Origin of the sequence: Alistipes ihumii AP11, from assembly GCF_025144665.1 — a bacterium.
GTDB lineage: Bacteria > Bacteroidota > Bacteroidia > Bacteroidales > Rikenellaceae > Alistipes_A > Alistipes_A ihumii.
In genome coordinates this window covers 1,964,144-1,977,439 of sequence record NZ_CP102294.1, presented here as the reverse complement: position 1 = coordinate 1,977,439, position 13,296 = coordinate 1,964,144, and the positions used below count along the sequence as shown (strand labels likewise).

Here is a 13,296-nt window from a genome sequence, read left to right as displayed (position 1 = left end):
CGCAATTATTCCGAATATGCAATACGAGCGACCGGGTTTCGGCCACGGACCGAGGGACAAGCGTCCGACGACCGGTCCTGCTCCCATACCTCCTGTCAAACTGCGCTCGGCCACATATGAAAAGGCTCCGCAACGCCCCTCTTCCGCTTCATCGGACCGTCCGTCCTCACAAAGGAGAGTCGTCCGCATTACCCGCCGGAAAGCAGCTCGCCGTTCGGACGAAAAGCGGTCCTTCGGTCCGAACAGCGCGAAACGCAAAAAGAATCGCTCCTACCGCATCGCTCCCGATAGAGCGCATACCGATTCCGCGAAACGGACAAACGGCATTCCAACGCGCAGGCCCGACGGTACCGGGCCAATTCGAGACACGCCCTGCAAAATCCGCTCCTGTTACCGTATTCGCCCTTTTCGGTAACATGTTGTCAAAAAACCGATCACACTACTTACAAAACATACCTTATACGAGCCGAAACGATTACGAAGTGACGATTTCAAAAAAAACGGGCATAACCTCCTCATTCGCAGAATAACAAAAAAAAGCGTATATTGCCGCGCAAAAGAAGATTTACGAATTATTAAACATTGCTTTTATGAAATTTAATTTACGCTATTTGGCTAACCTGTTCGTCGCCGCTCTGCTTTTCTGTGCGACGGGCTGCAAGGACGACGACACGTCGGGTCCCGAAATGCCTGCCGTCAAGATCGCGCCGGGCGCGACGACCGCCAGCAGCATTTCCTTTACGGCAACGCCCGAGTATGCCGACGCGGCCGCATACGTCTGCGTGGAAAAGGGCATGCTGATTCCCTCGGCCGAAAATATCCTTGCCAACGGCACGGCCCTGACTCTCGACAAGGAATCGCTCGTCGAAGTGAAGAACCTGAAAGATACGACCGTATATGTCGTGGCCGCAGCAGCCAAAATGGGCGATCAGATCGGAAACGTCGTCTCCGTCGAGATCAAGACGGGGGCATACGACGGCGTGCTCAATATAATCGATGCCACGCAGTCCGTCATTTCGTACCATATCAAGCCGACGTCGGACAGCCGGTATTATCATCTGGCCATTCCGAAAGCCTACTGGGACTATCAGATCGAGGGCGAGAGCGCTTCGGAGGCCGAACGGATCAAGACCGCCATGCTGAAACAGCTCGGCTCGGTCGACCGGGGCGAGAAGACCTATACCCTGACCGATGGCGAAAAGGATGTTCACAAAAACCTGACACAAGTATTCCCGGCTACGGAGTATCTGCTGGTGAAGGCCGACTGCGATGCGGAAGGCAACCTGACGAGCGCTCTCGATACCCTGACGTTCGAGACAGCAGAAAATTCCGTTTCGGCCGCCGAAATAACCGTCGAGCTCTCCCGGATCACTTCGTCCGGCGTAACGATCCGCTGCGTGCCGGGCGCCATTCTGAACCGCTATTATATCGGTATCGAAGAAACGGCCGTAGTCAATCAGTACATCGAGAAGTACGGAAAGGAAGCATGGAAGCGCGTCCTGATGGCCGGCAGCCAACCGTTCGAACACACGATCAGCACCTCCGTCAGCGGCAAGAAACCGACCGTCAACTACACCGTGTATGCCGTCGGAATCGACGACGACCGGAACTTCACGGACCTGTTCCAGAAAAATTTCACGACGAAGCAGTCGGCGATGCCTACCGTCGCGCTCGATTACGAGCTTAAGGACGACGGACAGGGACGCAATCCGTACAACACGATTTTCTTCAATATCAAGACGACCGATGCGGACATGATCAAATACGTAACCGCCTCGACCGCCGAAATAACCGAAATCCGCAACGAACTGGGATTATCGGACGAAGAAATCGTAACGCTCGCCGGCGATACGCTGCCCGACAACTATACCGATTTGGCCAACGGCGAGAACGGGTTGCCGTTCAGTTATAGCGGACTCTCTTCCGGCACCTCCTATACGCTGATCGTTCAGGCGCTCAACGGCGAATACTCGAAGGTGGAGGTCCTGAGCGCTTCGACTCAAGAGATTCCGCGCGTAGAATCGCAACTGTTCGACAAGCTCCCGGGCGAATGGTCGGCAACGATAAACGGACTGGGCAGCCAGAATCAGGATTCGACCTACACGTTCGACGTGACGATCGCCGCCGGTGTCAACGAGGCGACAGCCGAAGAATATCGCAAGCACAATCTGCTCGTTTGTCTGGGACTCGCCGACTTCAACTATTACGGGCCGGAAGAATTGGTAGCCAACAACTTCCCGCAATCCGTCGCCAATGAGGCCTACGGTCCCAAATGGTTCCTCCAGATCGCCGAAGGCGACGAGGTGACCGTGCTGTGCGACACCGAACGCAACCTGTTCGACTGGGCGCAGCAAGGTACGTTCTATCTGATGGGCATCAACGAGCAGGTCGTCTTCGAGCCGTTCCCCGTCGAGGTAAGCGACGATTTCAACACGATCAAGGTAAAGACCGCCGTTTACGAAGGGGCTGATTACTTCATGGGAGCCGGCTATCTGGTCTCTTCCAACAGAGTCAGTCTTGCCTTCATAGGCACGTCGGAAATGACGCTGACCCGTAAGGCAGACGGCAATACGGTACTGAACCAGGGGCTCCGCATGCCCGGCCGCCATTCCGAATTCACGCTTAAGAAACCGGGCAGCCTGCTCGAACGGATTTCCTGCGAAAAGGTTCATTTCGACGTGACGCCGGCCGCAGAAGCCCACAGCTACGAAAGCTACGAGCAACCTCAAATGAAGCTGATGGAAGTGCCTTTCGCCGCATTCGACGAAATAAGAAAAGAGGTGAAATAGAACCGAGACCGATTCCCGCGCAAGCACGCGCGAGGTTAAAAGATACCTGCGGAGTTTTCCGCAGGTATCTTTTTTATGAATACAACAGAGAACCGATACACAGACGGGTATCCCGCGAGCCCCCGCCCGCCCGAAAGAACGTAACGCGCTTCGTCCCCGACCGGCCCGTAACCGGGAGAAACCGAAAGTGCCGAACGATAAAAACGGGACGAAAAGCCCGACCGGCAACCGGGAGTATGGACGGATCTCAAACGGCAAACCATTGAAAAAACGCATGACAGCCCGACATAACCGAAAAATCGACGAACGTTTCTTACTTTGGATATACCGATCCTATCGGAAGATCCGTGCAGAAAAGCTTATGAGATGAAAACGGTCATCGTCGATCCGGTCCTTGGCATCGGCACCCGATCGGACTCACCGCAAAAACCGGCGTATCCCTGACAGCCAACGGGTCCCGACGTCCGTATCGCGCTGACACGGATATACGCCGGCACGACAAGACCGTTTCGCCGTCTCACACGGGACCGCCGCTGTCCGGCTTAGACTCGGAAATCAGAAAACCGATCGTTCTGAGAAATGCAGGACAATCGACCGAAAACAGAAATCGCCCCGGCCAGTTTGCCTTTGGTCGGGGTGAAATCGCAAGGGAGGACAAACGTTCCGGAGAACCTTGTCAAAACATATCTGCAAGCGCGACAGACAAGCGTCTCCGTCAGAGCACGATGTTGACGATCTTGCCCGGAACGACGATCACTTTCTTCGGAGTCCGGCCTTCGGTATATTTGCCGACGGCCGGGTCGGCCAGCACGGCCGCCTCGACCTCGGCCGGCGACAACGCGGCGGGCAGGCTTTTCTTGAAGCGGACCTTACCGTTGAACGACACGGGGTATTCGACGCTCTGCTCAATCAGGCAGCGCTCGTCGTACTCCGGGAAACGCGCGTCGAAAACGGAATCTTCGTGTCCGAGCTTCTCCCATATCTCCTCGGCGATGTGCGGAGCGAACGGAGCGATCAGCACCGCCAGCGGCTCCAGTACGGCCCGCTTCGTGCACTTCAGCGCGCCGAGTTCGTTCTGACAGATCATAAAAGCGCTGACCGAAGTATTGAACGAAAAGTTCTCGATATCCTCGGTCACTTTCTTGATCGTTTTGTGCAGCACTTTCAGCTCGTCGGCCGTCGGCTCGCCGTCGGTCACGACCGGACGGCCGTCGCGGTCGAAAAACATCCGCCAAAAGCGGCGCAGGAACTTGTGCACGCCGTCGATGCCGTTCGTGTCCCACGGCTTGCTCTGCTCGAGCGGTCCGAGGAACATTTCGTACATGCGCAGCGTGTCGGCTCCGAAGTCGCGGACGATCTGGTCGGGATTCACGACGTTGTACATCGACTTCGACATCTTCTCGATAGCCCAACCGCAAACGTACTTGCCGTCCTCGAGCTCGAACTCGGCGTCGGCGTACTCGGGCCTCCAGCGGCGGAACGCCTCCAGATCGAGCACGTCGCCCCGAACCATGTTGACGTCGACGTGAATCTCCTGCGTGTCGTAGCGGTCCTTGAGGCCCAGCGAGACGAAACGATTCGTTCCTTTGACACGGTAGACGAAGTTCGACCGGCCTTGGATCATGCCCTGATTGACGAGCTTGCGGAACGGCTCCGGCTCGCAGACATAGCCCAGATCGTACAGGAACATGTTCCAGAAGCGCGAGTACATCAGGTGTCCCGTCGCATGCTCGATGCCCCCGACGTACAGGTCGACGCTGCGCCAGTATTCGTTTGCCCGCTTCGAGACGAGTTCGCTGTCGTTATGCGGGTCCATGTAGCGCAGGTAATAGGCCGACGATCCGGCGAAACCGGGCATCGTGCTCAGCTCGTACGGATACCCTTCGGGCGTCTGCCATCCCTCGACGCGCGCCAACGGCGGCTCGCCCTCGGCCGTCGGGCCGAAGTTCTCGATCGGGGGAAGCTCGAGCGGCAAGCAGTCCTCGGCGAGCGGGCGGGCGATGTCGTCCTTGTAGTAAATAGGGAACGGTTCGCCCCAGTACCGCTGGCGGCTGAAAATCGCGTCACGAAGGCGATAGTTGACCCGGCGGCTGCCGAAGCCCCGGCGCTCGACCTCGGCGATCATCGCCGGTATGGCCTCCTTCACGTCCATACCGGTCAGGAAATCGGAGTTGATCATCCGGCCCGCTTTGGCATCGTACGACGCGACCGAAAGGTCGCCCCCCTCGACGACCGGAATGATCGGCAGGTCGAAATGCTTTGCGAAAGCGTAGTCGCGGCTGTCGTGCGCCGGAACGGCCATGATAGCCCCCGTGCCATAGCCCGCCAGCACGTAGTCGCTGATATAGATCGGTATCTCCGTCCCGTTGAACGGATTGATCGCATAGGCTCCGGTGAACTGTCCGCTCACGCGCTTCGTGTCGGCCATGCGCTCGCGCTCGGAGCGTTTTTTCGTCTCCTCGATATAGCGCTCGACCGCCTCGCGCTGCTCCGGCGCGGCGATCTTACCGACCAGCGCGTGCTCCGGGGCGAGCACCATGAAAGTGGCCCCGAAAATCGTATCGGCCCGCGTCGTGAACACCTCGAGCTTCTCGTCGAAGCCCTTCAGTCCGAAGAATATCTGCGCGCCCTCGCTGCGCCCGATCCAGTTGCGCTGGATCTCCTTGAGCGAGTCGCTCCATTCGAGGGTGTCGAGCCCGTCGAGCATCCGCTGGGCATAAGCCGTCACGCGCAGCAGCCACTGCTTCATCCGCTTCTGCACGACCGGATAGCCGCCCCGCACCGACAGGCCGTCCTTCACCTCGTCGTTCGCGAGCACGGTTCCCAGTTCGGGACACCAGTTCACGAGCGTGTCGGCGCGGAATGCGAGACGGTAGTTCTGCAACACGCCCTCGCGCTCGGCCTCGTCCATCGCTTTCCACCGGGCAGCCGTGAACGAAAGCTCCTTGGTGCACGCCACGTTCAGTCCCTCGGTTCCCGATCGGTCGAACGCCTCGACGAGCCGCTCGATCGGCATGGCCCGGTTCTCGTCGTAGCTATAGTAGCTGCCGAACATTTTCAGAAAGGCCCATTGCGTCCAATGGTAATATTTCGGGTCGCAAGTACGCACCTCGCGATCCCAGTCGAAACTGAAACCGATCTTGTCGAGCTGTTCGCGGTAACGCGCGATGTTGCGCTCGGTCGTGACGGCCGGATGCTGGCCCGTCTGGATCGCGTACTGCTCGGCCGGCAGCCCGAAGGCATCGTATCCCATCGGGTGCAGCACGTTGAAACCCTTCAGCCGCTTGTAGCGCGTATAGATGTCCGAAGCGATGTAGCCGAGCGGATGTCCGACGTGCAGACCCGCCCCCGACGGATAGGGGAACATGTCCAGCACGTAGTATTTCGGGCGCGAGGGGTCTTCCTTCACCCGGTAGGTTCCGCGCTCGGCCCAGCGTTTCTGCCATTTCTTCTCAATTTCCCTGAAGTCGTATTCCATAGGTCTCTCGTTTATTGCTGTTTGCTTTTCATAATCGCCTCGTAGATGCTTCGCTCGTCGATGCCGCAAATTGCGCGGAGCTGCGACTGGGTTCCCTGACGGACGAAACGATCGGACACGCCGAGCATGTCGATCTCGGGCGCATAGCCGTTGCGGTTCATGAACTCGAGCACGGCCGATCCGACGCCCCCGGCTATCGCGCCGTCCTCGACCGTGACGATGCGACGGAATTTCCGTCCCGTCGCATGCAGACGGTCCGTGTCCAACGGCTTGGCGAAACGCAGGTCGATGTGGGCGGCCGACACGCCTTCGGCCGCGGCGCGGCGTATGGCCGCCGCCGCCGCGTTTCCGACCGGACCGAACGTCAGCACGGCCACGTCCGAGCCGTCGCATAGCAACCGGCTGCGCCCGAGCGGTACCTCCTCGAACGGCTGCCGCCATTGCGGCGTGACGCCCTCGCCCTTCGGATAGCGGATCACGAACGGTCCTCGTCCCAGCGAGGCCGTGTACATCAGGTTCCGCAACTCGATCTCGTTCATCGGCGAGGCGATCGTCAGGTTCGGAATCGAGCGCATGCAGGCAATGTCGAACACTCCGTGATGCGTCGGTCCGTCTTCGCCGACCAGCCCTGCCCGGTCGAGGCACATCACGACGTTCAGATGCTGGAGCGCCACGTCGTGGATTACGTTATCGTAGGCCCGCTGCATGAACGACGAATAGATATTGCAGAACGGGATCATGCCGGCCGCAGCCAGCCCGGCCGAGAACGTGACGGCATGTCCCTCGGCTATGCCGACGTCGAAGCAACGCTCCGGCATCTCGGCCATCATCCGATTCAGCGAGCATCCGGTAGGCATCGCGGGCGTAATGCCGACGATACGGTCGTCGACCCGCGCGAGCTCCAGAATCGTCTCGCCGAAAACATCCTGATAGAGCGGGGGACGGCCGCTCTCGGCATGCTGCATCCGCTCCCCGGTCTCGGGATTGAACATGCCCGGCGCATGCCATATCCGCTGGTGCTCTTCGGCCGGCCGGTAGCCCTTGCCCTTGACCGTCAGCACATGCAACAGCTTCGGCCCGGGTATCTCCTTCAAATCGCCCAGCACGCGGGTCAGCTGGACTACGTCGTGCCCGTCGACGGGCCCGAAATAGCGGAAGTGCAGGCTCTCGAACAGGTTGCTTTGCTGTAAGAAACCCTGCTTCAGCGCTCCGCCCACCTTCTGGATCAGCCCCCGAAGTCGGGGCATCCGCTCCAAATGGGTCCACGTGCGGTTCTTAACTTTATTATAACGCTTCGACGTCGAGATGCTGAGCAGATACTCCTTCAGCGCCCCGACGTTCGGATCGATCGCCATGCGGTTGTCGTTCAGGATCACGAGCAGGTCGGTGTTCGCGGCTCCGGCGTTGTTGAGTCCCTCGAAAGCCAGTCCTCCGGTCAGCGCGCCGTCGCCGATCACGGCGATCACCTCGCGCTTCTCGCCCCTCAGAGCCGACGCGGCGGCCATGCCCAGCGCGGCGGAGATCGAAGTCGAGGCGTGTCCCGTGCCGAACGCGTCGTACTCGCTTTCGCTCATGCTCGGGAAACCGCTCAACCCGTTCAGCTTGCGATTCGTCAGGAACCGGTCGCGCCGACCCGTGATGATCTTGTGGGCATAAGCCTGATGGCCCACGTCCCAGATCAGCTTGTCGTTCGGCGTGTCGAAGACGTAGTGCAGCGCGGCGGCCAGCTCGACGACTCCCAGACTCGACCCCAAATGCCCCGGATTGGCCGAAAGCTGCTCGATGATGAAATGCCGCAGCTCGCCGCAGTAGGCCCGCAACTCGTCCGGCGAGAGCCGTCGAAGGTCCCGGGGCGAATCGACCTGATAAAGATATTTGTACGGCGAAGCTGTCATGGCGAGATCCGAATTGACTGACAAAGATAGTAATTTAGTCGCACAATCGATTCTCTGGAGTCTCTCCCTGCGAGCGTTTCCGTACCGGCGGGCAGGCGATTTATCGAAAGAGCCGCCTTGCACATTGTAAATAGTTTTGTATCTTCGTGGCAAAATAGGCCTGCAGGGCCGCTCTCGTCTGAAAATCGGGAGCCGCCGCGCTAAAACGACGCATGAATATGAAAAAGCTGATTGTTGCCGTGCTGGTTGTTCTGCTCGCATCGTCGTGCGTGTCGAACAAGAAGTTCAATTCGATGAAGGCCGAGGCGCTCCGCCTCGAGGGTGAGCTCGCCGCTTCCAGAAACCGGTTGGACGACATGATCGGACAGAACGAGAAACTGGCCGCCGAAAAGGCGCGTCTGGTAGCCGACACGGTCCGTCTGTCGGGCGAGTTGAACGACTACCGCCGACGCTACAAGCAGCTGCTCGACGACGGATCGGCCGAGTCGGCCCGCATGCTGCGCGAGCTGGAGGACAAGGAAATGGCGCTCAGCGATCGCTCGCGCCGCGTAGCCGAGTTGGAAGGCATGCTCCGCAGCCGCGAGGAGGCGATCGACGCGATCCGCCGCAAGGTGACCGACGCGCTGACCGGCTTCGAGGGCAAGGGACTTTCCATTTCGATCCGGAACGGAAACGTGTACGTGTCGATGGATGACAAGCTGCTGTTCCGCTCGGGCAGCTTCGAGATCGACCCGAACGGCGCCCGCGCGGTGCGCGATCTGTCGGAAGTTCTGGCGCAGAATCCCGATATCAACGTCATGGTCGAAGGCCATACCGACGACGTGCCTTACCGCTCGAACGGGCAGCTGAAGGACAACCTCGACCTGAGCGCCAAACGGGCGACGACCGTCGTACGCCTGCTGCTGGAGAACAAGCAGATCGCGCCGAGCCGCATCATAGCCGCCGGGCGGGGCGAATCGCTTCCGGTCGATCCGGCCAAGACGTCCGAGGCCCGCGCGAAGAACCGACGTACCGAAATTATTCTGACGCCGAAGCTCGACGAGCTGATGCAACTGATGAAAAACGAAGAGTAGCCCGGCCGGATGCAAGCCGGCGCGACGGAGCCGTAGCGAAAACGGATACCGCATGCCGTGCCCCCGACGGACGAAACATCATACGAATGACAAAGCAGGCCATGCCGATATATAAAAGAATATTACTGAAACTCAGCGGCGAATCGCTGATGGGAACCCAGAAGTACGGACTTTCCACGGAAGTGCTCGGCAGCTACGCCGAACAGATCGCCGCGATCGCGGCCGAGGGCGTGCAGATCGGAATCGTGATCGGCGGCGGCAACATTTTCCGGGGTCTGACCGGAGTCGGCCGGGGATTCGACCGAGTGAAGGGCGACCAGATGGGCATGTTGGCCACGGTCATCAACTCGCTGGCCTTGCAGGGCGCTCTGGAGAGCGCCGGAGCCAAGGCCCAAGTGCTCACGTCGATCCGGATGGAGCCTGTCGGCGAGCTTTATTCAAAGGCCAAAGCGCTGGAACTGATGGAAGAAGGGCGGATCGTGATCGTCGCCGGAGGGACCGGCAATCCCTATTTCACGACCGATACGGCATCGGCGCTGCGCGGCGTCGAAATCGAGGCCGAGGTGCTGCTCAAGGGAACGCGCGTGGACGGAATCTACACGGCCGATCCGGAGAAGGACCCGACGGCGGAGAAATTTTCGCAGATCACTTTCGACGAGGTTTACCGCCGCCAGCTGAAAGTGATGGACCTGACGGCCTTTACGATGTGCAAGCAGAACGATCTGCCGATCGTCGTCTTCGACATGGATACGCCGGGCAACCTGCGCAAGGTAATCGACGGCGAGCAGATCGGCACCGTCGTACGGAACTGACGCGAAACAAAACGACAAACGATATGACAGAGCCTAAAGAAATTCTGGACGCCGCGCAAGTCAAAATGGACAAGATCGTGGCCCATCTGATCGACGATCTGGCTTCCGTACGGGCCGGCCGCGCAAGCACGAACCTGCTCAACGGAATCACGGTGGACTATTACGGAACGCCGACTCCGGTCTCTCAGGTAGCGAGCGTGACGGTGCCCGACGCCCGGACCGTGCTCGTACAGCCGTGGGAGAAGAATATGATCGCGCCGATCGAGAAAGCCATTCTGGTTGCCAACATCGGCCTGACGCCATCCAACAACGGCGAGCATATCCGGCTGAACATTCCTCCTCTGACCGAGGAGAGGCGTAAGGAACTGGTCAAGCAGATCCGCGCCGACGCCGAGACGGCCCGGGTCGGCATGCGCGCCGTGCGACGCGACGCGGTCGAGTCGTTCAAAAAGGCCCAGAAAGACGGTATGCCCGAGGATATGGCCAAGGACGGAGAAGAGTCCGTACAGAAACTGACCGACAAATATTCTAAAAAAGTAGACGAACTGCTCGCCGGCAAGGAGAAAGAGATCATGACCGTATAATCCGGTCGCATGCAATAGGCAGCGGGCCAGAGCTCCGCTTTACCGAAAAGCCGTCAGATTTTTCTCTGGCGGCTTTTTTCGTCGGGAAAACGAACACGCACCGGCAAGCGCCACGAAATCGTGCGGAATGCCGGAGGCGAAGCGGAAGCACGGACAAGCCAGGCCCTCGTACGGCCCCGGAGTTCAGGGAACTGGAGTTTTCGGAAATCCGCGAATTCCGTCGCACCGCAGCTTCCGGTCCCGGCTCCGGAACGCCGGCACAGAAATTCGAAGGCCGAAATCCGCAGGGTACGAAAGCTCGGGGGAACGGTCCTCGTCGTCTACGCGGAAGGACCGCCTGCTGCCCGGCCGGCATCCGTTCCGTCGGCGTGTCAGGCTCGCGGATAGTCCTTGAAAAGGACGGCTCCGTACTCGAATTTCCGAAGCAACCGACTCACGCTTCCGGTTCTTCCCCTCGCAAACGCCCCTTACTCCGAAAACCGGAGAACGGAAAACTACCGGACCGTACCCGCCTGCGTACCGGCACGAACAGAGATTCTCAACCGACCGGCAAAAACAGAGCCGTCGGACAACCGTCGGATCGCAACGAACAAAAATGGCAGAACAAAAATCGGCTTGGGCGGCAGGCCGTTCCGTCGCGGCGAACGGATACCCCGTTCCGCATAGAAGCCGGGAGGGCGTTACGGCACGAAACTTGGATCGTTTACAAGCAGGCGCCCGGACGAGGGTAAGATAGCTATCATTCTATCTTGGTATGTTTCGTGCATATGATTTTGTTATGTTTTTCTTATTCACTGGTGGATGGCAGGCGACCTCACCGGGACCCTGCGATCCCTCGTCCGGGCCCTTTTTAGAACGAATCGTCCGACGACGGACGGCATCGGCAGGATGTCGTCCGTCCTTTATTTTCTCCGATCCGAATCCGAACAGCCCCCCTTACGATGCGAGTCGGGAAGCGGACGACCATGCCGGTCGGTTCCCGGACCGGTCATTGGCAAAACGAACCGGTTCGAATCCGATGCGACATTCCGAGATCTCCATACAATATCAATCGCTACGCAACAACGAACTAACGAAACAATCGTCCGTGCCGCACGAATTTATTTTATAAAAATATATTCTTCTATTTTTATAAAAAATATAATTAATTATCAAACCTTTAACCGGTTCACATCCCGAAGCCCGCGCACACGGCGGAATCCCGGCGTTTTCTCATCGCCCTGTCGAGCCACCGAACATACGATCGACAAGGCATTCGCCCCGGACACGCGAAATGCGTCCGGTTCTGCCCGTCCGGGCGGGTTTTGCGTCGAGCCTGCAACCGGTATTCCCCTCATTCCACGCCCATCGCGACCGTCCCCGGCCGAATCAAGATTCCGACAGGGCAGGACGGATACCGATGAAATTTTTATCGTATGGGCACGTTCTCTCCGGCCTCCGCAGGACATGCCGGGGAAACGATCATCGTGAAACGGCGGAACGGGAAATCAGGACTTGATCAGATGGATGAATTCTTCCCGGGTCTGCATCTGAGTGAGAAAGGCGCCGGTAAAAGCCGAGGTCGTCGTACTCGAACTCTGCTTCTCGACACCGCGCATCTGCATGCACATATGGCTCGCCTCGATGACGACGGCCACGCCGAGCGGGTTGAGCGCCTTCTGAATGCAATCGCGGATCTGCACGGTCAGCCGCTCCTGCACCTGCAACCGGCGGGCATAGGCCTCGACGACGCGCGCGATCTTCGACAGCCCGGTGATATAACCGTTCGGGATATAGGCCACATGAGCCTTGCCGTAAAAAGGCAGCATGTGGTGCTCGCAAAGCGAGTAAAGCTCGATGTCCTTGACGATCACCATCTGGCGGTACTCTTCCTTGAACTTGGCCGAGAGCAGGATTTCGCGCGGATCCTCGTCGTAACCCTTGGTCAGAAAGCACATGGCCTTGGCGACCCGCTCGGGCGTCTTGAGCAGTCCCTCGCGCGCGGGATCCTCCCCGAGCAGTTTCAGAATAGCCTCATAGTGCTCGCCGAGCGCCCGGAGAGTGTCCGAGTCGAAACGCTCCTCTTTATCGTAGTTGCAGTTCATCGTGACGGTTTTACCGGGCAAAGGTAATACGATCGGAGCAGAAAAAAAACACGGAAGGGGAAACCTGCCCCTCGCTTCCGTCTCCGTTCGGGACCGGACGGTTACCGGTCGCGCCGCTCCTCCGGACAGCGCCGTTCTTCACGGCAGAAATAGCCCGACGGCGACGGGCAGGCACAAGGCCGACGGGCGAAGAAACCGCCGCGGCCAGAAAAGAGGCGGATTTCGTCCCCGCGAGAGAATCCGGAACCTTCCGGGTAATCCGCTTTCCGTTATCTGCCGAAACTCCGTCCCCCCGACGACCTGAACGCGTCGAGCGACGATTCAGACAAAAGTCCCCGGCGACTTCTTCATTTGGGACAGAAACGTAAGGATCGGGACGAAAACAATAAGGAACGCCGGCCGATTGCACCGGCAACGAGCCGATGCTTCGTTTTACCCGAAAGGATTATCAATCCCGTCCGGACAGCGCGGGCAGATTTTCATTTTGCAGTTCGAGGCAGGCAACGTAGGAAGGGCACATATCAAAACGGCCGTCGGAAAGGACTTCCGGCGGTTTCGACGTGTTCCGGCATTTGGAAGCG

At 58.9% G+C, this 13,296-nt stretch carries 7 protein-coding genes; 4 read left to right on the top strand and 3 right to left on the bottom strand.

The features are described from left to right. Positions 1–590 precede the first annotated feature (590 nt). Complete coding sequence (locus NQ491_RS08005) at positions 591–2,789, top strand: hypothetical protein (protein ID WP_019246700.1); 2,199 nt, start codon at positions 591–593, stop codon at positions 2,787–2,789. A gap of 715 nt (positions 2,790–3,504) precedes the next feature. Here NQ491_RS08005 and leuS read toward each other — a convergent pair. Together leuS and dxs are read right to left on the bottom strand one after the other, a co-directional pair. Continuing rightward, positions 3,505–6,267 carry a leucine--tRNA ligase gene (gene leuS, locus NQ491_RS08000; protein ID WP_019246701.1) on the bottom strand — a complete coding sequence of 921 codons (2,763 nt, stop codon included), beginning with the start codon at positions 6,265–6,267 and terminating at the stop codon, positions 3,505–3,507. A gap of 11 nt (positions 6,268–6,278) precedes the next feature. Beyond that, positions 6,279–8,162 carry a 1-deoxy-D-xylulose-5-phosphate synthase gene (dxs, locus tag NQ491_RS07995; protein ID WP_019246702.1) on the bottom strand — a complete coding sequence of 628 codons (1,884 nt, stop codon included), beginning with the start codon at positions 8,160–8,162 and terminating at the stop codon, positions 6,279–6,281. Between the two features lie 218 nt (positions 8,163–8,380). Between dxs and NQ491_RS07990 the strand changes: the two genes are divergently transcribed. From NQ491_RS07990 to frr, 3 genes are all read left to right on the top strand, one after another. Further along, positions 8,381–9,235, top strand: a complete 855-nt coding sequence (locus NQ491_RS07990; RefSeq protein ID WP_232423213.1) for an OmpA/MotB family protein — start codon at positions 8,381–8,383, stop codon at positions 9,233–9,235. Positions 9,236–9,336: 101 nt separating this feature from the next. Beyond that, positions 9,337–10,047: a UMP kinase gene (gene pyrH / locus NQ491_RS07985; RefSeq protein WP_019246704.1), complete on the top strand. Its 711-nt coding sequence runs from the start codon at positions 9,337–9,339 to the stop codon at positions 10,045–10,047. Positions 10,048–10,070: 23 nt separating this feature from the next. Next, positions 10,071–10,631, top strand: a complete 561-nt coding sequence (gene frr / locus NQ491_RS07980; RefSeq protein WP_019246705.1) for a ribosome recycling factor — start codon at positions 10,071–10,073, stop codon at positions 10,629–10,631. Positions 10,632–12,118: 1,487 nt separating this feature from the next. Here frr and folE read toward each other — a convergent pair. Beyond that, positions 12,119–12,715, bottom strand: coding sequence for a GTP cyclohydrolase I FolE (gene folE / locus NQ491_RS07975; RefSeq protein ID WP_019246706.1), 597 nt, complete (start codon positions 12,713–12,715; stop codon positions 12,119–12,121). Positions 12,716–13,296: the final 581 nt, after the last annotated feature.

What these genes read in the sequence shown, in the direction of transcription:
- NQ491_RS08005 (WP_019246700.1), top strand. Translation starts at nt 591, where the DNA reads ATGAAATTTAATTTACGCTATTTGGCTAACCTGTTCGTCGCCGCTCTG.
- leuS (WP_019246701.1), bottom strand. Translation starts at nt 6,267, where the DNA reads ATGGAATACGACTTCAGGGAAATTGAGAAGAAATGGCAGAAACGCTGG.
- dxs (WP_019246702.1), bottom strand. Translation starts at nt 8,162, where the DNA reads ATGACAGCTTCGCCGTACAAATATCTTTATCAGGTCGATTCGCCCCGG.
- NQ491_RS07990 (WP_232423213.1), top strand. Translation starts at nt 8,381, where the DNA reads ATGAAAAAGCTGATTGTTGCCGTGCTGGTTGTTCTGCTCGCATCGTCG.
- pyrH (WP_019246704.1), top strand. Translation starts at nt 9,337, where the DNA reads ATGCCGATATATAAAAGAATATTACTGAAACTCAGCGGCGAATCGCTG.
- frr (WP_019246705.1), top strand. Translation starts at nt 10,071, where the DNA reads ATGACAGAGCCTAAAGAAATTCTGGACGCCGCGCAAGTCAAAATGGAC.
- folE (WP_019246706.1), bottom strand. Translation starts at nt 12,715, where the DNA reads ATGAACTGCAACTACGATAAAGAGGAGCGTTTCGACTCGGACACTCTC.